Origin of the sequence: Streptomyces sp. UG1 (assembly GCF_049974585.1) — a bacterium.
GTDB lineage: Bacteria > Actinomycetota > Actinomycetes > Streptomycetales > Streptomycetaceae > Streptomyces.
Genome location: NZ_JBNGGG010000072.1, coordinates 1 through 17,514, shown reverse-complemented (window position 1 = coordinate 17,514; position 17,514 = coordinate 1). Strand labels below are relative to the sequence as shown.

Annotated in this window: 18 protein-coding genes; 8 read left to right on the top strand and 10 right to left on the bottom strand. The window is 71.1% G+C overall.

What is annotated here, in order from left to right:
* Window positions 1–9: 9 nt before the first annotated feature.
* From ACP4J3_RS47810 to ACP4J3_RS47795, 4 genes are all read right to left on the bottom strand, one after another.
* A complete protein-coding gene (locus ACP4J3_RS47810) occupies window positions 10–960 on the bottom strand; it encodes a cytochrome c oxidase assembly protein (protein WP_426544035.1) in 951 nt (316 codons plus the stop codon).
* A gap of 101 nt (window positions 961–1,061) precedes the next feature.
* Window positions 1,062–2,087, bottom strand: coding sequence for a 6-phosphofructokinase (locus tag ACP4J3_RS47805; RefSeq protein ID WP_426544034.1), 1,026 nt, complete (start codon window positions 2,085–2,087; stop codon window positions 1,062–1,064).
* 191 nt (window positions 2,088–2,278) lie between these two features.
* Complete coding sequence (locus ACP4J3_RS47800; protein WP_426544032.1) at window positions 2,279–3,007, bottom strand: type 1 glutamine amidotransferase; 729 nt, start codon at window positions 3,005–3,007, stop codon at window positions 2,279–2,281.
* A 23-nt stretch (window positions 3,008–3,030) separates the two neighbouring features.
* Entirely contained in the window at window positions 3,031–4,269 is a 1,239-nt protein-coding gene (locus tag ACP4J3_RS47795) for a MurT ligase domain-containing protein (protein ID WP_426544030.1), read from the bottom strand.
* Between the two features lie 112 nt (window positions 4,270–4,381).
* On the opposite strand from ACP4J3_RS47795, the gene def reads away from it, so the two are divergent.
* Window positions 4,382–4,927, top strand: a complete 546-nt coding sequence (gene def, locus ACP4J3_RS47790) for a peptide deformylase (protein WP_426544028.1) — start codon at window positions 4,382–4,384, stop codon at window positions 4,925–4,927.
* Between the two features lie 13 nt (window positions 4,928–4,940).
* Here def and ACP4J3_RS47785 read toward each other — a convergent pair whose 3' ends face one another.
* Window positions 4,941–5,585, bottom strand: coding sequence for a TetR family transcriptional regulator (locus tag ACP4J3_RS47785; protein WP_426544026.1), 645 nt, complete (start codon window positions 5,583–5,585; stop codon window positions 4,941–4,943).
* A gap of 185 nt (window positions 5,586–5,770) precedes the next feature.
* On the opposite strand from ACP4J3_RS47785, the gene ACP4J3_RS47780 reads away from it, so the two are divergent.
* Together ACP4J3_RS47780 and ACP4J3_RS47775 are read left to right on the top strand one after the other, a co-directional pair.
* Entirely contained in the window at window positions 5,771–7,033 is a 1,263-nt protein-coding gene (locus ACP4J3_RS47780; RefSeq protein WP_426544024.1) for an acyl-CoA dehydrogenase family protein, read from the top strand.
* A gap of 31 nt (window positions 7,034–7,064) precedes the next feature.
* A complete protein-coding gene (locus tag ACP4J3_RS47775; RefSeq protein WP_426544022.1) occupies window positions 7,065–7,679 on the top strand; it encodes a transcriptional regulator in 615 nt (204 codons plus the stop codon).
* Between the two features lie 16 nt (window positions 7,680–7,695).
* Here the strand turns inward: ACP4J3_RS47775 and ACP4J3_RS47770 are convergent, their stop codons facing one another.
* The 5 genes from ACP4J3_RS47770 to ACP4J3_RS47750 all read right to left on the bottom strand — a co-directional run bounded on the left by ACP4J3_RS47770 (window position 7,696) and on the right by ACP4J3_RS47750 (window position 12,396).
* A complete protein-coding gene (locus tag ACP4J3_RS47770; RefSeq protein ID WP_426544020.1) occupies window positions 7,696–7,932 on the bottom strand; it encodes a DUF6213 family protein in 237 nt (78 codons plus the stop codon).
* 25 nt (window positions 7,933–7,957) lie between these two features.
* Window positions 7,958–9,352, bottom strand: coding sequence for an NADP-dependent succinic semialdehyde dehydrogenase (locus tag ACP4J3_RS47765; RefSeq protein ID WP_426544018.1), 1,395 nt, complete (start codon window positions 9,350–9,352; stop codon window positions 7,958–7,960).
* A 76-nt stretch (window positions 9,353–9,428) separates the two neighbouring features.
* A complete protein-coding gene (locus ACP4J3_RS47760; RefSeq protein ID WP_426544016.1) occupies window positions 9,429–9,902 on the bottom strand; it encodes an NUDIX domain-containing protein in 474 nt (157 codons plus the stop codon).
* Complete coding sequence (locus tag ACP4J3_RS47755) at window positions 9,899–11,437, bottom strand: ATP-dependent DNA ligase (protein ID WP_426544014.1); 1,539 nt, start codon at window positions 11,435–11,437, stop codon at window positions 9,899–9,901. Before ACP4J3_RS47755 ends, ACP4J3_RS47760 begins: the two co-directional genes overlap by 4 nt.
* Before the next feature lie 29 nt (window positions 11,438–11,466).
* On the bottom strand, window positions 11,467–12,396 hold the full coding sequence (locus tag ACP4J3_RS47750) for an NAD(P)/FAD-dependent oxidoreductase (RefSeq protein WP_426544012.1): 930 nt from the start codon (window positions 12,394–12,396) through the stop codon (window positions 11,467–11,469).
* A gap of 91 nt (window positions 12,397–12,487) precedes the next feature.
* Between ACP4J3_RS47750 and ACP4J3_RS47745 the strand changes: the two genes are divergently transcribed.
* The 5 genes from ACP4J3_RS47745 (at window position 12,488) to ACP4J3_RS47725 (ending at window position 17,443) form a co-directional block, all read left to right on the top strand.
* Window positions 12,488–13,066 (top strand): helix-turn-helix domain-containing protein, encoded by a 579-nt coding sequence (locus tag ACP4J3_RS47745; protein WP_426544010.1) that lies wholly within the window; start codon window positions 12,488–12,490, stop codon window positions 13,064–13,066.
* An 89-nt stretch (window positions 13,067–13,155) separates the two neighbouring features.
* Entirely contained in the window at window positions 13,156–14,133 is a 978-nt protein-coding gene (locus tag ACP4J3_RS47740; RefSeq protein ID WP_426544007.1) for an NADPH:quinone oxidoreductase family protein, read from the top strand.
* Entirely contained in the window at window positions 14,130–15,311 is a 1,182-nt protein-coding gene (locus ACP4J3_RS47735) for an acyl-CoA dehydrogenase family protein (protein WP_426544005.1), read from the top strand. Before ACP4J3_RS47740 ends, ACP4J3_RS47735 begins: the two co-directional genes overlap by 4 nt.
* Complete coding sequence (locus tag ACP4J3_RS47730) at window positions 15,308–16,393, top strand: acyl-CoA dehydrogenase family protein (protein WP_426544003.1); 1,086 nt, start codon at window positions 15,308–15,310, stop codon at window positions 16,391–16,393. The genes ACP4J3_RS47735 and ACP4J3_RS47730 overlap by 4 nt, the downstream gene beginning before the upstream one ends.
* Window positions 16,394–16,579: 186 nt before the next feature.
* Window positions 16,580–17,443, top strand: coding sequence for a phosphatidylinositol-specific phospholipase C/glycerophosphodiester phosphodiesterase family protein (locus ACP4J3_RS47725; RefSeq protein WP_426544001.1), 864 nt, complete (start codon window positions 16,580–16,582; stop codon window positions 17,441–17,443).
* Window positions 17,444–17,514 lie beyond the last annotated feature (71 nt).

The following is a 17,514-nucleotide window of genomic DNA, read 5'->3' as shown; positions in this document are numbered from 1 at the left end:
TCGGTTTCCTCAGTTTCCGCGTGCGTTCAATGAGGCCAAATAGGCGTTGTACGCCTCGAGTTCCTTGTCGCCGTCGCGGTCGGCGGCCCGGTCCTTGCGCCGCGCCTGCCGCTGCTCCGAGCGATACCACTGGAACAGCAGCGCGATCAGCACCAGAACGGACGGCACCTCACTGAACGCCCAGGCGATACCGCCGGCCGCGTTCTGGTCCGAGAGCGCGTCGATGCCGAGCGAGGCGGGCGGGTTCTCGAACGTCTCGACCATCGGCGACGACGCCATCATCAACGCGATACCGAAGAACGCGTGGAACGGCATACCGGCGAACAGCTCCAGCATCCGCATCAGATACCCCGGCCGGTGCGGCCCCGGATCGACACCGATGATCGGCCAGAAGAACACCACGCCCACGGCCAGGAAGTGCACCATCATCGCGATGTGCCCCGGCTTGGAGCCCATCAGGAAGTCGAAGAGCGCGGTGAAGTACAGCGCGTAGAGGCTCGCGATGAACATCGGAATGGTGAACGCCGGATGCGTGATGATCCGCATGTACCGGCTGTGCAGCAGGGCCAGCAGCAGTTCCCGCGGCCCCTTGCGCCCCCGTCCGGCAGGCGGCAGCGCGCGCAGGGCCAGGGTGATGGGCGCGCCCAGCAGGATCAGAATGGGCGACAGCATGCTGATCACCATGTGCTGCACCATGTGCACGCTGAACATGACCATTCCGTAGTCGTTCAGCCCGGTGCACATGACGAGCAGCACGGTCAGCACACCGATGACATAGGAGACGGTCCGCCCCACGGGCCACTTGTCCCCGCGCCGCCGCAGCCGTACGACGCCCCACCCGTAAAGCGCGAGCCCCGCGAGACAGGCCACGAGAAAGAACGGGTCCGCGGACCACGCGAGCCCCCGCCCCAGCGTGAACGGCGGCAGATCCATCATCATGCCGTGCCCGCTGTGATCCATCCGGCGGCTCCTGATTCGTGGGGGTTGTGCGCTGTCTGTCCCCCACAGACTAGAACCGCCCCCGGCGACCGCGGTCACCGGGGGCAGTCACAGCGCGCTGCTCAGAGCACGCACTCGGCCTCGTCGTACCGGTCCTGGGGAACGGTCTTCAGCGTCTGAACGGCCTCGGCCAACGACACCGTCTCGATGTCGGTTCCCCGCAGCGCCGTCATCTTCCCGAACTCACCCCGGTGCACGGCCTCCACCGCGTGCCACCCGAACCGGGTCGCGAGCACCCGGTCGTACGCGGTGGGCGTACCGCCACGCTGCACATGCCCCAGGATCACCGGCCGCGCCTCCTTGCCGAGGCGCTCCTCCAGCTCGATCGAGAGCTGGCGGGCGATCCCGGCGAACCGCTCGTGCCCGTAGATGTCCTTGCCGCCCTCGTCGAACTCCATGGTCCCGGCCTTCGGCTTGGCCCCCTCGGCCGCCACGACGATCGCGAAGCGCTTGCCGGCCTGGAACCGGTCCCCGACGACCCGGGTCAACTCGTCGATGTCGAAGGGCCGTTCGGGGACGACGACGGCGTGCGCGCCGGCCGCCATGCCGGAGTGCAGCGCGATCCAGCCGGTGTGCCGGCCCATGACCTCGACGACCAGCACCCGCTGGTGGGACTCGGCGGTGGTCTTGAGCCGGTCCAGCGCCTCGGTCGCCACGGTCACCGCGGTGTCGAAGCCGAAGGTGACGTCGGTGACCGCGATGTCGTTGTCGATGGTCTTCGGCACCCCCACCACGGGCAGGCCGCTGTCCGACATCAGCCGGGCGGCCTTGAGGGTGCCCTCGCCGCCGATCGGGATGATCGCGTCGAGGCCGAGCTCGGCGACGTGGCCCTTGGCCCGCTCCACACCGTCCCGCAGATGGGAGGGCTGGACCCGGGAGGAGCCGAGAATGGTGCCGCCGCGGGCGAGGATGCCGCTCACCGCGTCGAGGTCGAGCTTGAGGTAGTCGCACTCCAACAGGCCCTTCCAGCCGTCCCGGAAGCCGATGACCTCGTCGCCGTGGTCGACGACGGCGCGGTGCACGACGGACCGGATGACGGCGTTCAGGCCGGGGCAGTCGCCGCCGGACGTGAGGACACCAATGCGCATAGCCCGAAAAACCTTCTTCACGTGGGCCGGGACCGGACCACGCTGTCCGGCTCGAATCCCCGCCACCCTAGCGGCATCGGAGGGCGGGGCCGAACCGTGCGTCCGACTGCTGGACGACCCCGCTCACCTGTGCGGACGCCCCGACAGACGGGCTGGTGACGGCAGGCTGGAGCCAGGGTGTACTAGCCCCGTCAGGCAGGCTGCTGCGCAGCCGCGATGCGCTCGTTGCGCAGCGCCTCGTACCAGCGGTCGTCCGTCGGGGGCAGCGCGTTCACGTCGAGCGCCAGCTTCAGCAGCAGGTCGGCGATCAGCGGGTTGCGGGCGAGCACCGGGCCGTGCATGTACGTGCCGAAGACGGTGTCGTTGTACGCGCCCTCCGTGCCGTCCCCCGTGCCGTTGCCCTTGCCGAGGCGGACCTGGGCCAGGGGGCGGGCGGTCGGGCCGAGGTGGGTGACGCCCTGGTGGTTCTCGAAGCCGGTCAGGGGCGGCAGCCCCAGGCGCGGGTCGATGTCGGCGAGCACGTCGCCGACGCACCGCTCGCCCTCGCCGCGCACGGACACCACGTCGATCAGCCCTAGCCCGGGCTCGCGCTGCCCGAGGTCGTTGATGAACTCGTGCCCGAGGATCTGGTAGCCGGCGCACACCGAGAACACGATGGCGCCGTTCTCGACGGCGCGGCTGAGACCGCCGTCCCGGCGCAGCCGCTCGGCCGCGAGGCGCTGCGGGCGGTCCTCGCCGCCGCCGATGAGGTAGATGTCGCCGGAGGTCGGGATCGACTGGTCGCTGCGCACGTCGAGCCGGGCCACGTCGAGGCCGCGCTGGCGGGCGCGGCGCTCCACGACGAGGACGTTGCCCTGGTCGCCGTAGGTGCTGAGCAGGTCGGGGTAGACCCAGACGACCCGCAGTTGGTTGTCGCTCACTTAAGTCCCCTGAAGTCTGGTGGTCAGTTGCCGACCCGGCGGCGCAGGTCCTGGAAGGCGGTGTAGTTGGCGATGACCTCGATCCGGCCCGGCGGGCACTTCTGCACGGCCTGGTCGAGGTTGTCGCAGACCTGGAACTGCTGGTTCGCGACCTCCAGGCGCACCGCGAGGTCGAGCCTGCGGTCGCCGATGACACAGATCGGGTGCCCGCTCAGCCGGGTGTAGTCGACGTCCCACAGCCAGGAGGTGTCGGTGCCGTCGGCGCTGCGCGCGTTCACGGAGAGGATCACCGGGGTCGGCGGCGGGTCGATCAGGGAGAACGTCTCCAGCCAGCCGGCCGGGTTCTTGGCGAGCAGCAGCCGCAGATCGCGTCCCTCGAACTGCACGACGTCGTAGCGCCCGGCGACGGCCTGCACCTGGTACATGCGCTCCAGGGCGACCTGCGGCGGCACCCCGAAGACGGCGGCCACGGCGGCCGAGGAGGCGGCGTTGGCCTTGTTGGCCCGGCCGGGGAGCTGAAGGTGAATGGGCCACGCGGAACCGTGCGGGTCCAGGACGTGGTCCCCGGACAGCGCCCAGCTCGGCGTGGGCCGGCGGAAGCCGCACTCACCGCAGAACCAGTCGTCGCCCGGCCGCTGCATCACACCGCCGCAGGACGGGCAGGACCAGGCGTCGTCCTTCCACATCTGCCCGGCGGCGACCCAGATCACATTGGGCGACGAGGAAGCGGCCCACACGACCAGCGGGTCGTCGCAGTTGGCGACGACCACGGCCTTCGAACCCGCGAGCCCTTCACGCCAGTTCTCGGCGAGCATCCGGGTCTCGGCGGCCCGGTCCAGCTGGTCGCGGGAGAGGTTGAGCAGCGCGATGCACTTCGGGTCGGTGTCCCGGGCGACCCCGGCGAGATACTTCTCGTCGACCTCGATGACGCCGTAGCGCGCCTCCGAATTGCCCGCGAGGGCCGAGGTGATGCCGGCGGGCATGTTGGCTCCGAGCGCGTTGGAGACGACCGGCCCGGCGGCCCGCAGCGCCTCGGCGATGAGCCGCGTCGTCGTGGTCTTGCCGTTGGTCGCCGACACCAGGGTCACGTCCAGGTTCTGGGCGAGCCTGGCGAGGAGGTCGGGGTCGAGTTTGAGCGCCACCCGGCCACCGATCACCGAACCGCTGCCGCGCCCTGCGGCGCGCGATGCCGCCGCGACCGCCTTGCCCGCGGTCACGGCGAGCTTGGCCCGCGGCGAGAGCGGGTCCGAGTTGCCTGCCATCAGTTCTCGATCCTCCTTGCGTACGCGCCGCGCCTGAAGCCATACGGCAACGTGGTGGTGGTCAGCCTATCGAGATCCATTCGCACTCCCGAATCGCCGTACCCTTGCCGCCATGCGAAACGTCTCCATTCCGGGCACACACGGGCGTGTTCGGCCCCTCACCCTGCTCGGCGACCCCGTGCTGCACGCGCCGTGCGAGGAGGTCACCGGCTTCGGCCCGGAACTGGCGGCACTGGTGGACGACTTGTTCGCGACGATGTACGCCGCGCAGGGCGTGGGGCTGGCCGCGAACCAGGTGGGTCAGTCGCTGCGGGTCTTTGTCTACGACTGCCCGGATGACGAGGACGTACGACACCTCGGTCATGTGGTGAACCCGCGGCTCGTGGAGGCGGACGGGGTGGTGATCCGGGGCCCGGAGGGCTGCCTGTCCCTGCCCGGCCTGGAGGCCGGTACGGAGCGGTACGACCACGCGGTGGTCGAGGGGTTCACGGTTACGGGGGAGCCGGTGACGATCCATGGGACGGGTTTCTTCGCACGCTGTCTCCAACACGAGTGCGACCACTTGGAGGGCAGGGTGTACGCGGACCGTTTGACAGGGTGGCGTCACCGTCGACTGATGCGACAGGTGACGCGAGCTTCTTGGCGCCGGCCGGTGTGACGGAACGCAACCGTCAGAACCCCGGACCGCCCATCTTGTCCCCGGCGGCAGCCAACCGTCCCCACAAAAGATCAGCCAGACTACGTACCAACTCCGCACGCGAACAAGGCCGTTCCCCCAGCCACCAGTCCCCGGCCGCATGCATCATCCCGACGATCCCGTGCCCCCACACCCGGGCGAGCTGCTGACTGCCCGGCCCGAGATCCAGCCGCTCCTCGATCACAGTGGCCAGCTCCTCGCCCATCGTGCGAAGCAACGGCATCGAGTGCTTGCCGACGTCGAATCCCTGATCCGCCGTCTGGCCCCCCTCGGTGGGATGCATCAGAAACCGATACACCTGAGGCCGCGCCTCGATCGCCGCGAGGTACGTGTCCAGCGTCGCCTCGACCCGCTCGCGCCGGTCCGCGGGAGCGTCCAGCGCCGCCCGCAGCGAGTCCAGCAGCGCGTCCGTGTGCCGTTTGGCCAACGCCGCGTAAAGTCCGCCTTTGTCGCCGAAGTGCCGATACAGAATGGGCTTCGTGATGCCCGCCTCCGCCGCGATCGCGTTCATCGAGGCTTGTGGGCCGTCGCGCAGCACCACCCGGTCGGCGGCCTCCAGCAGCTCGCGCCGACGGCGGTCGGCGGACCGCTGCTGATCGGTCCGCTGTGTGGTGTCCATGAGCTCTCCCCACCCGTACTGAATCGGTGACGCCTGCGCAAACTAACACCCAACCTGCCACAACCATCGAACGGGCTGCCGATCGGGCATCGCGGGTTGACTTTACCTACTCGCCGGTAACAAACTACTGTTACCGCAAGTAACAAGCATGCATGCTGCCATGCACGTACGCCGCTGGAGGGGACATGGCCGAGTTCACCATGGAGCTCAACGATGAACAGAAGGAGGTCCGGGACTGGCTGCACGGTTTCGCCGCCGATGTGATCCGCCCCGCGGCCGCCGAATGGGACGAGCGTGAGGAGACTCCCTGGCCGGTCATCCAGGAGGCCGCGAAGGTCGGCATCTACTCGCTCGACTTCTACGCCCAGCAGTACTTCGACCCGACCGGCCTCGGCATCCCCATGGCGATGGAGGAGCTGTTCTGGGGTGACGCGGGCATCGCCCTGTCGATCGTCGGCACCGGTCTCGCCGCCGTCGGCGTCCTCGCCAACGGCACCGAAGAGCAGATCGGCACCTGGGTGCCTCAGATGTACGGCGACGCAGGCGATGTCAAGCTTGCCGCGTTCTGCTCGTCGGAGCCCGACGCCGGGTCCGACGTCGCCTCGATGCGCACGCGTGCCGTGTACGACGAGGCCAAGGACGAGTGGGTGATCAACGGCACCAAGACCTGGGCGACCAACGGCGGCATCGCCAACGTCCACGTGGTCGTCGCGGTCGTCGACGCGGACCTCGGCTCCAAGGGCCACGCGTCCTTCATCATCCCGCCGAACACGCCGGGCCTGTCCCAGGGCCAGAAGTTCAAGAAGCACGGCATCCGCGCCTCGCACACCGCCGAGGTCATCCTGGACAACGTGCGCGTCCCGGGCTCCTGCCTGCTGGGCGGCAAGGCGAAGCTGGACGAGCGGCTGGCGCGGGCGCGCGAGCGGGCCAAGGCGGGCGGCATGGGGGTCCCCCCGCTCGAGCGAAGCCGAGAGTGGGGGAGCGTGAAGAACGCGGCGATGGCCACGTTCGAGGCCTCACGGCCGGCCGTCGGCGCGATGGCCGTCGGTACGGCCCGGGCCGCGTACGAGGTCGCCCTCGACTACGCGAAGACGCGTGAGCAGTTCGGGCGGCCGATCATCGACAACCAGGGTGTCGCTTTCGAGCTGGCCGACATGCGGACGCAGATCGACGCGGCGCGGCTGCTGGTGTGGCGCGCCTCCTGGATGGCGATCAACGGCAAGCCGTTCACGGCGGCCGAGGGGTCGATGTCGAAGCTGTTCGCGAGCGAGACGGCGAAGAAGGTCACGGCCCAGGCCATACAGATCCTCGGCGGCAACGGCTACACACGGGAGTACCCCGTGGAGCGGATGCACCGCGACAGCGCGATCTACACGATCTTCGAGGGGACGAGCGAGATCCAGCGGCTGGTGATCGCCCGTACGTTGTCGGGTATGCCGATCCGGTAAGCGCCGCAGCCCGCGTTGATGGAGGACGTCGATGACGGACAACCCCCTGGTGGCCCTGATCGCTCGTGGCGAGGCCGACCGCACCACCACCCTCGCGGCTCTCGCCCTCGAACAGGGCTGGGTGATCCCGGCCGACCGCCGGGCGTTCCTCCATCTGGCCCGACGCGCCACCCCTGACGCCCCCGAGTCCGCCGCCTTCTTCACCCTGCTCGCCCAGGGCGAGGCGCTGGCGGCGGAGCGACTGCGCCCGTTCGCGAAGGCGTGCGGCGTCACCGAGGAGCGCGACCTCACCTACGCACCGCTCCCGGGCTGCCAGGCCTATCCCGCGTACGTGGCCTGGCTGGCGCTGAACGCGGAGCCGGCCGAGGCGGTGCTCGCCCTCACGGTCAACTTCTCGGCCTGGGGCGGCTATTGCGCCACGATCGCGCGGGCCCTGCGGCGCCACTACGGCTTCACCGACGAGGCGTGCGCGTTCTTCGACTTCTTCGCGCAGCCGTCCCCGGAGCTGGAGCGGCAGGCGACCGCCGCGGTCCGGGAGGGACGGGACGCCGGGCGGGTCGACGAGGCGCGTGCGCGGGAGTACGGCCGTCTGCTGCAGTCCTACGAGGAGATGTTCTGGTCCACGCTGCGCGGACCGACCGCCTGATACCCAGGCTTCACCCCTACGGAGTAGTCCCGCTGCTGTGCGCGATGCACGCCACGTCGATCCGGTCGGCGAGCTTCGCCAGCTCGATCGTCAGCGCGGCCACCGTGTCCTCGTCGAGCCCGTCCTCCCCGTTCTCGACAAGGTGCACCCACCGACCGCCCACCGTACGCAGCAGCTTGCTCACATCGGCGGCAGCCACCTGCAAGGTCCCGCGGTCATCGACGATCAGCGGCAGAGTAACTTCGCGGTTCACACTCGGGATCGTAACCGCGCAGGGCTCACGCACCCTGCCAAACCGTAGTGATGTTGCAGAACTCGCGGATTCCGTGCCCCGACAGCTCACGTCCGAATCCGGACCGCTTCACTCCGCCGAACGGGAACGCCGGATGGGACGCGGTCATCCCGTTGACATACACGCTTCCGGCCTCCAGATCCCTCACGAACCGGTCGACGTCGGCCTCGTCGCGGGTCCATACGTTCGAACTCAGTCCGAAGGGTGAGTCGTTGGCGATCAGCACCGCCTCGTCCAGGTCGGCCGCCCGGTACAGCGTGGCGACCGGACCGAACGCCTCCTCGCGGTGGATCCGCATCTCACGGGTGATGCCGGCGAGCACCGTGGGCGGGTAGTACCAGCCGGGCAGTTCGGGCCGGCGGACCTGGTGGCCGCCGCACAGCACGGTCGCACCGCTGCGTGTGGCGTCGTCGACCAGCTCCTCCAGGCCGGTCCTGGCCTGCTCGCTCGACAGCGGGCCGACCTCCGTCTCCTCCCGCATCGGGTCGCCGACCACCAGCGCCTTCATGCCCTCGACGAACCGGTCGGCGAAGGCGTCGTAGACGTCCGTGTGCACGATGAACCGCTTGGCCGCGATGCAGGACTGCCCGGTGTTCTGCGCCCGCGCGGTCACGGCGATCCGCGCCGCGCGGTCGAGGTCGGCCGACGGCATGACGACGTAGGGGTCGCTGCCGCCCAGCTCCAGCACCGTCTTCTTGACCATGTCCCCGCAGGTGGAGGCGACCGCTCGGCCCGCGGGCTCGCTGCCGGTCAGCGTCGCCGCCTTGACGCGGTCGTCGCGCAGGATGCCGTCCACCTGCCCCACGTCGATGAGCAGGGTCTGGAAGCAGCCCTCCGGATAGCCCGCGCGGTGGAACAGGTCCTCGATGTACAGGGCGGTCCGGGGGACGTTCGAGGCGTGCTTGAGCAGGCCGACGTTGCCCGCCATCAGCGCCGGGGCCGCGAAGCGGATCACCTGCCAGAGCGGGAAGTTCCACGGCATCACCGCGAGGATCGGCCCCAGGGGGCGGTAGCGCACCCGTACCCGTGAGGCACCCGAGTCCTTCACGTCGGAGTCGGCCGGCTCCTCGTCGGCGAGGAGTTCCTCGGCGTGCTCGGCGTACCAGCGCATCGCCTTGGCGCACTTGGCGGTCTCCGCGCGGGCCTGGGTGATGGGCTTGCCCATCTCGGTGGTCATCACCCGGGCCACGTCCTCGGCATCGTCGTCCAGGTGGTTCGCGGCCTGGAGCAGCAGGCGTGAGCGGTCGACGAAGCTCGTCGTGCGGTAGGTGCGGAAGGTGGCCTCGGCGAGCTGGAGCCTGCGCTCGATCTCCTCCTCGCCCATGGCCTCGTACGTCTTGAGCGTCTCGCCGTTCGCCGGGTTCACCGTCGCGATGGGCATGACCGACCTCCTGGAAACGGACTGATGCTTCGACCTTCCCGCGCCGCGGTGGGTACCGCAACGCGTGTCCGGCCGCTCAGGCCGAGTGCTCCGCCAGCCTGTCGAGAAACGCGGCCTGGGCCTTGACGACGACCTCGCGCGCCCGGTCCAGGCCGAGCCATTCGACCCGGTCCAGCTCCGGGAACTCCTGGGTGCGGCCGGAGCGGGGCGGCCACTCCATGGTGAACGTGCCGGGCACGACCGTCGCCGGGTCGAGGTCGGCCTCGACCGCCCACACCGTGACGATCTTGCCGCCCGACTGTCTGACCTCGCCGAGCGGTACGGCCTCCCCGTCGGGCGGCGGCAGCCCCAGCTCCTCCTGGAACTCGCGGCGGGCCGCGTCCCAGGCGGGCTCGTCGGGGTTGTACTCGCCCTTGGGGACCGTCCACGCCCCGGCGTCCCGCTTGGCGAAGAACGGGCCGCCCATGTGCCCGAGCAGCACTTCCAGGCCGTCGTCGGTGCGGCGGAAGAGCAGCAGGCCCGCGCTGCGCCGCGCCCGGGACGCGGTCACGGCCGCACCTCCGGATGGGCCGCGAGCAGCGTCTCGACCGTGTCGGCCTCCTCCGGCCGCTTGTCCTCGCGATAGCGGACCACGCGCGCGAAGCGCAGGGTTACGCCGGCCGGGTAGCGGGTGGAGCGCTGCAGGCCGTCGTAGGCGATCTCGACGACCAGCTCGGGGCGTACGGTGACCACCCAGCCGTCGCTGTCCACGGCCAGCTCCTGGAGCCGCTCGGTCTGCCAGGTCAGCAGCGCGTCGGTCAGGCCCTTGAAGGTCTTGCCGAGCATGGCGAAGCCGCCGTCGGCCGTGCGGGCGCCCAGGTGGAGGTTGGAGAGCTTGCCGGTCCTGCGGCCGTGGCCCCACTCGGCGGCCAGCACCACCAGGTCGAGGGTGTGGACGGGCTTCACCTTCAGCCAGGAGGCGCCGCGCCGGCCCGCGCTGTAGGGGGCGTCGAGGGCCTTGACGACCACGCCCTCGTGGCCGCGCCTCAGGGTCTCGGCGAGGAAGTCCTCGGCCCGCGCGAGGTCGTCCGGGCCGGACACGAGCGTGCGGCGCACCCGCATCGGCTCGGGCACCAGACGGGCCAGCTCGGCGTGCCGCTCGGTGAACGGCAGGTCGAGCAGGTCGTGGTCGTCGACGGACAGGGCGTCGAAGAACACGGGGGAGACCGGGACGTCCCTCGCCGCCGTCGCCACGTCCGCGCGGGAGCCGACGCGGCCCGCGGTCTCCTGGAAGGAGCGGGGGCGGCCCGCGGCGTCGAAGGCGATCACCTCGCCGTCCAGGATGAAGCGCTCCCCTCTCAGCTCCATGGCCGCCGCCGTCAGTTCGGGCAGGCGGTCGGTGATGTCGTCGAGGGTGCGGGTGTAGATCCGTACCGTGTCGCCCTCGCGGTGGAGCTGGACCCGGATGCCGTCCAGCTTCTCCTCGACCGCGCACGCGCCCAGCTTGTCGACCGCCTCGGGCACCGAGGGCGCGGTGTGCGCCAGCATCGGCAGGACCGGGCGGCCGACGGTGAGCCGGAAGCGGTCCAGGGCCCGCGGTCCGTCCGCGAGCAGGGCCCCGGCGACGTTCTGGAGCGAGCCGGCGAGCATCACCGCCCGCCGTACGTCGGCCGGCGGCGCCCCGGTCGCCACCGCCAGCCCCTCCACCGCCACCGCGTCCAGCGCGCCCTGCCGGACCTCGCCGGTGATCAGCCCGAACAGGAAGCGCTGCTCACCCTCGGTGGCCGCGCCCATCAACTCGCCCACCAGACGCGCCCGTTCCGCCTGCGACCCGGCCCCGGACACCTTCCCGAGTTCCGTGAGCCGGGCATCCACCTCGCGCACGGTCAGGGCCGGCTCGGCGGCGGGCGGGACCGGGCGGCTCAGCACCTTCCAGCCGATGCCGAGCCGCCCCTGCGGCAGCTTGCCCGCCAGATACGGGATGACGATCGGCACGTCGTCCGCCTCGGCGTCCCGGAACAGCTCCGCCAGCAGAGCGATCTTCCGGGACCGCGCCGAGGTCGCGGCGACCTCTCGGGACACTTGCGCCAGCCGTGTCAGCAGCATGCGGCCATCCTGCAACGGAGGCGGGTGCTCTACACCCCCACAGCGGCGTCGAGATCCGTCATGAGCAGCTCCCCGTTGATGAAGGCCCCCGCCCGGTAGCCGCCCGCCGCCGCGTTGACGACCTGCTCCGAGAAGCCCATCACGTTGCCGACCGCCCAGACGCCCGGCACCGAGGTGAGCCCGGTCGGGTCGACCACCGGGTACGCGCCGAAGGGGGTCTCCTGGAACTCGGCGCCCAGCTTCTGAAGCAGCCCGTTCTGCGGCACCGCGCGGGGCGCGACGAACACCACCTCGCGCGCGTGCGCCGTGCCGTCAGCCATGCGCACGCCGGTGAGCCGGTCGCTGTCGACCACCAGCTCGGCCACCGCCCCGGGCACCACCTTCACCCCGGCCGCCGCGAGCCGGCGCAGATCGTCGTCCGAGAGTTCGGACTCGGCGACCTCGTGCAGGAAGAAGGTCACGTCCTTCGACCACTGCGACACCATCAGCGCCTGGTGCACGCTCAGCGGGGTCGTCGCGAGCACGCCGAAGGCCTGGTCGCGGACCTCCCAGCCGTGGCAGTACGGGCAGTGCAGCACGTCCTTGCCGAAACGCTCGGCGACGCCGGGGACGTCCGGCAGCTCGTCCTTGAGGCCGGTGGCGATGACGAGCCGCCTGGCGTGCAGGTGACGGCCGCTCGCGAGGGCCACGGCGAAGCCGTCGCCCTTCGTGACGTCCACCGCCCGGTCCCGGACCACCTCGACGCCGTACCGCGCGATCTCCTCCCGCCCGACGGCCAGGAACTGAGCCGGTGGCATGCCGTCCCGGGACAGATAGCCCTGCATGTGCGCGGCGGGCGCGTTGCGTGGCTCGCCCGCGTCGACCACCAGGGTGCGGCGCCGGGCGCGGCCCAGGACGAGGGCGGCGGACAGGCCGGCCGCGCCGCCGCCGATGACGATCACTTCGTACGTTTCGGTCATGGTGACCACCTCCACGGAGACGGTCGCCCCAGAGGTGCGGCATTGACAAACATGTTTGCCGAAACTGCAACGTGTCCAGGAGTATGGATCCATGAGTGACGACATGGACGACGTGCTGGCGGAGGTCGGCCCGCGGCTGCGGCGCATCCGCAAGGAGCGCGGTGCCACGCTCGCCGGCCTCTCCGAGGCGACCGGCATCTCGGTGAGCACCCTCTCGCGGCTGGAGTCGGGGCTGCGCAAACCCAGCCTCGAACTGCTGCTGCCGATCGCGCGGGCGCACGAGGTGGCGCTGGACGAACTGGTGGCCGCTCCCAAGGTGCGCGACCCCCGGGTGCGGGCCGAGCCGATCAGGCGGCATGGACGCACGTACTGGCCGCTCACCCGGCAGCCCGGCGGGCTTCAGGCCTTCAAGGTGCTGGTGCCGCAGGAGACGGCAGAGCCGGAGCCGCGGACCCATGAGGGCTACGAGTGGCTGTATGTGATGTCGGGGCGGCTGAGGATGGTGCTGGGAGATCACGACATCGTGCTGGCCGCGGGGGAGGCCGCCGAGTTCGACACCCGGGTGCCGCACTGGTTCGGGTCGACGGGGGAGGGGCCGGTGGAGTTCCTGAGCCTCTTCGGGCCGCAGGGGGAGCGGATGCATGTGCGGGCGCGCCCGAAGCGGCCGTGACGCATCTGACTGTTCCCTCCACTGCAAGCGACCGCTTAGTATGCGAACCGACCCCGGTCAGACGACGCAGTCCCCCGTGGAGGCACCGCATGCAGGCATGGCAAGTGCACGAGAACGGCGAGCCGAGCGAGGTGATGCGCCTCGAGGACGTCGGGACGCCCACGCCCGGTGACGGCCAGGTCCTGCTGAAGGTGCGCGCCGCGAACATCAACTTCCCGGACGCGCTGCTGTGCCGGGGCCAGTACCAGGTCCGGCCGCCACTGCCGTTCACGCCGGGCGTGGAGATCTGCGGCGAGACCGAGGACGGGCGCCGCGTGATCGCCAATCCCGCGCTGCCGTACGGCGGCTTCGCCGAGTACGCCGTGGCGGACGCCGCCGCCGTCCTGCCCGCGCCGGAGACGCTGGACGACGCCGAGGCCGCCGCCCTGCACATCGGCTACCAGACCGGCTGGTTCGGCCTGCACCGCCGGGCCGGTCTGGAAGCCGGCGAGACGCTGCTGGTCCACGCTGCCGCAGGAGGGGTCGGCAGCGCGGCCGTGCAGCTCGGGAAGGCGGCCGGCGCGCGGGTCATCGGTGTCGTGGGCGGCGCCGAAAAGGCCGCCGTGGCACGGGAACTGGGCTGTGACGTGGTCGTCGACCGGCGCGCCGAGGACGTCATCGGCGCCGTCAAGGAGGCCACCGGCGGCCGGGGCGCCGACGTCATCTACGACCCGGTCGGCGGTCAGGCCTACGCCCAGTCCGCCAAGGCCGTCGCCTTCGAGGGACGGATCGTGGTCGTCGGCTTCGCGAGCGGGGCGATCCCCAGCCCGGCGCTCAACCACGCCCTGGTGAAGAACTACTCGATCCTCGGTCTGCACTGGGGCCTGTACAACACCAAGAACCCGAAGCTGATCCAGCACTGCCACGAGCAGCTCACCGAACTGGCCTCACGGAGGGCCATCAAGCCGCTGGTCAGCGAGCGCGTTGCGCTGGGCGGGGCCGCGGCCGCCGTGCAGCGGGTCGCCGACGGCGTCACCACGGGGCGCGTCGCCGTGCTCCCGGGGCTCACCGAAGGAGGAGCGGCATGATCGACGCCGCCGAACTGCGCCGCCGAACCGAGGAGTTGCTGGCCGCCCATCCGCCGGCCACCACCGAGCGCCTGGACTTCCTGCGGGCTCGCTTCGACGCCGGGCTGGCGTGGGTGCACTACCCCGAGGGCCTCGGCGGACTCGGCGTGCCCCGCTTCCTCCAGGCCGTCGTGGACGCCGAACTGGAGGCCGCCGGAGCCCCCGACAACGAGCCGCGCCGCATCGGCATCGGCCTCGGCATGGCCGCGCCGACCGTCCTCAAGTACGGCACCGAGGAGCAGAAGCAGCGCTATCTGCGGCCCCTGTGGACCGGCGAGGAGGTCTGGTGCCAGCTCTTCAGCGAGCCCGGCGCCGGATCGGACCTCGCGGCGCTCGGGACGCGGGCCGTCCGTGAGGGCGACGACTGGGTCGTCAACGGGCAGAAGGTGTGGACCTCCAGTGCCCACCTCGCCCGCTGGGCCATCCTCATCGCCCGCACCGACCCGGACGTGCCCAAGCACGCGGGCATCACCTACTTCCTGTGCGACATGACCGACCCCGGCGTCGAGGTCCGGCCGCTGCGCCAGATCACCGGCGAGGCCGAGTTCAACGAGGTCTTCCTGACCGACGTGCGCATCCCGGACACGCGGCGCCTCGGCGAGATCGGCGCCGGCTGGAAGGTCGCGCAGACCACGCTGAACAACGAGCGCGTCGCCATCGGCGGCATGCGGCTGCCCCGCGAGGGCGGCATGATCGGCCCGGTCGCGAAGACCTGGCGTGAACGGCCCGAGCTGCGCACCCACGATCTGCACCAGCGGCTGCTGAAGCTGTGGGTCGAGTCCGAGGTCTCCCGCCTCACCGCGGAGCGGCTGCGCCAGCAGCTCGTCGCCGGCCAGCCCGGCCCCGAGGGCGCCGGCATGAAGCTCGCCTTCGCCCGCCTCAACCAGGAGATCAGCGGCCTGGAGGTGGAACTCCGCGGCGAGGAAGGCCTGTTGTACGACGACTGGACCATGCGCCGCCCCGAGCTGGTGGACTTCACCGGCCGCGACGCCGGCTACCGCTATCTGCGCTCCAAGGGCAACAGCATCGAGGGCGGGACCAGCGAGGTCCTGCTGAACATCGTCGCCGAGCGCGTCCTCGGGCTGCCCGCCGAGCCGCGCACCGACAAGGACGTCGCGTGGAAGGACCTGTCCCGATGAGCACACAGCCCGACCTGCTGTACTCGGAGGAGGAAGAGGCGCTGCGGGCCGCCGTACGGGACCTGCTCACCGACCACTGCGACGCGCCCGGCGTCATCGCCCGCGCCGAGTCGGACACCCCGCACGACCTGGCGGCCTGGAAGGCGCTCGCCGACGGGATGGGCCTGGCCGGGCTCCTGGTCCCGGAGGACAAGGGCGGCCAGGGTGCCACGCACCGCGAGGTCGCCGTCGTACTGGAGGAGCTGGGGCGCGCGGTCGCTCCGGTGCCGTATCTCACCAGCGCCGTGGTCGCCACCGAGGCGCTGCTCGCCTGCACGGCCGAAGGCGGCCTGCTCGCCGAGCTGGCGTCCGGGCGGCGGATCGGCGCCCTCGGCGTCGCGCTGAACGTCGTTGCCGGCGGCGCCTACCAGGTCGTACGGCATGAAGGCGGCGCCCTGCACGGGGAGCTGACCGGTATCGCGGACGCGTCCGCCGCCGATGTGCTGCTGGTGCCCGCGGACGACGGCGGGCTGTACGCGGTGGACGCCGACGCGGTGACCGTCACCCCGCAGGCGTCCCTGGACCTGACCCGGCCCGTCGCGACGGTCACCCTGGACGGCGCGCCCGGCCGACTGCTCGGGGACGCCGAGCCCGCCGTACGACGTGGCCTGAGCGCCGGGGCCGGGCTGCTCGCCTCCGAGCAACTAGGGCTCGCCGAATGGACGTTGACCGAGACGGTCCGCTACCTGAAGGAGCGCAAGCAGTTCAACCGCCCCGTCGGCGGCTTCCAGGCCCTCAAGCACCGGCTCGCCGGGCTGTGGCTGGAGGTCGTCAACCTGCGCGCCGCCGCCCGGGGCGCCGCCGACGCGCTGGCGACCGGCGAGGACGTCGAGGTGGCGGTCGCCGTCGCCCAGGCCTACGCGGCGCCCGTCGCCGTGCACGCCGCCGAGGAGGCCCTGCAACTGCACGGCGGTATCGGGATGACCTGGGAGCACCCGGTGCATCTGTATCTGAAGCGGGCCAAGGCGGACTCCATCGCCTACGGCACCGCGGGCGCCCACCGCGAGGCACTGGCCGGATTCATCGACCTGCAAGCTCCCTGACCCACACCTGAGCGAAGCCCGCGAAAAGCCCGCCCCACCTGGGGCGGGCTTTTTCGTGTGCCCTGTACGGAGGAAGTGAACGCGGGACGGCGGTCCGGCCAACTCCCCGCTCGGGCACTGCTGTTCGGGCCCCTCGGAATCGCATACTCACAACGGTTCCATCCGGCCCTACCAGGGAGGCAGAGCATGGCCCTCACCACCCGTCGCAGAGCCCTCACCACCCTCGGCGCCGCCCTCGCGGGCACGGTCGCCCTGCCCGCCACCCGCGCGCTGGCGGGCGAACAGAAGCACGGCCCGCGCCCGTTGTGGCGGGCGCACGCGCACAACGACTACGAGCACCCGCGTCCCCTCCTCGACGCCCTCGACCACCGCTTCGGCAGCGTCGAGGCCGACATCTACCTGGTCGGCGACCAGCTCCTCGTCGCCCACGACCCCGAGGACCTCGACCCCGGCCGCACCCTGGAGTCCCTCTACCTCGACCCGCTGGCCGCCCGCGTCAAGGCCAACCGCGGTTCCGTGTACCGGGGTTACCGCAGGCCGGTCCAGCTACTGATCGACATCAAGACCGAGGGCTCCTCGACGTACCTCGAACTCGACAGGCACCTGCGGCGCTACCGGCACCTGTTCACGACATACGCCCACGGCCGGGTGTTCCCGGGCCCGGTCACCGCCGTGATCTCCGGCGACCGCGCCGCCCGTACGCCGATGGAGGCCCAGAGAGTGCGCCGCGCCTTCTACGACGGCCGCCTGTCCGACCTCGGCACCTCCGCGCCCGCCTCCTTCGTCCCGCTGATCAGCGACAACTGGACGCTCAACTTCACCTGGCGCGGCGTGGGCGCCTTCCCGGACGCCGAGCGGCACAAGCTGCACGGCATCGTCCGGTCCGCGCACTCCCGTGGCCAGAGGGTGCGGTTCTGGGCCACCCCGGACGCGGCGGGCCCCGCGCGGGAGGCCCTGTGGGGCGAGCTGCTCGCCGCCGGCGTCGACCACCTCAACACCGACGACCTGGCAGGCCTGGAGGCGTTCCTCGACGCCCGCCGGACGGCCTAGGGCCTGTTGTGAAAGTGCTGGTCACAGCCACTCGTTGATGGCTGCGACCAGCACGGTCGCTTCGTAGCGGA

Coding starts and splice junctions, on each gene's coding strand:
- ACP4J3_RS47805 (WP_426544034.1), bottom strand. CDS start 2,087: ATGCGCATTGGTGTCCTCACGTCCGGCGGCGACTGCCCCGGCCTGAAC.
- def (WP_426544028.1), top strand. CDS start 4,382: ATGCGAAACGTCTCCATTCCGGGCACACACGGGCGTGTTCGGCCCCTC.
- ACP4J3_RS47810 (WP_426544035.1), bottom strand. CDS start 960: ATGGATCACAGCGGGCACGGCATGATGATGGATCTGCCGCCGTTCACG.
- ACP4J3_RS47750 (WP_426544012.1), bottom strand. CDS start 12,396: ATGACCGAAACGTACGAAGTGATCGTCATCGGCGGCGGCGCGGCCGGC.
- ACP4J3_RS47740 (WP_426544007.1), top strand. CDS start 13,156: ATGCAGGCATGGCAAGTGCACGAGAACGGCGAGCCGAGCGAGGTGATG.
- ACP4J3_RS47755 (WP_426544014.1), bottom strand. CDS start 11,437: ATGCTGCTGACACGGCTGGCGCAAGTGTCCCGAGAGGTCGCCGCGACC.
- ACP4J3_RS47780 (WP_426544024.1), top strand. CDS start 5,771: ATGGCCGAGTTCACCATGGAGCTCAACGATGAACAGAAGGAGGTCCGG.
- ACP4J3_RS47795 (WP_426544030.1), bottom strand. CDS start 4,269: ATGGCAGGCAACTCGGACCCGCTCTCGCCGCGGGCCAAGCTCGCCGTG.
- ACP4J3_RS47725 (WP_426544001.1), top strand. CDS start 16,580: ATGGCCCTCACCACCCGTCGCAGAGCCCTCACCACCCTCGGCGCCGCC.
- ACP4J3_RS47775 (WP_426544022.1), top strand. CDS start 7,065: ATGACGGACAACCCCCTGGTGGCCCTGATCGCTCGTGGCGAGGCCGAC.
- ACP4J3_RS47730 (WP_426544003.1), top strand. CDS start 15,308: ATGAGCACACAGCCCGACCTGCTGTACTCGGAGGAGGAAGAGGCGCTG.
- ACP4J3_RS47785 (WP_426544026.1), bottom strand. CDS start 5,585: ATGGACACCACACAGCGGACCGATCAGCAGCGGTCCGCCGACCGCCGT.
- ACP4J3_RS47745 (WP_426544010.1), top strand. CDS start 12,488: ATGAGTGACGACATGGACGACGTGCTGGCGGAGGTCGGCCCGCGGCTG.
- ACP4J3_RS47765 (WP_426544018.1), bottom strand. CDS start 9,352: ATGCCCATCGCGACGGTGAACCCGGCGAACGGCGAGACGCTCAAGACG.
- ACP4J3_RS47735 (WP_426544005.1), top strand. CDS start 14,130: ATGATCGACGCCGCCGAACTGCGCCGCCGAACCGAGGAGTTGCTGGCC.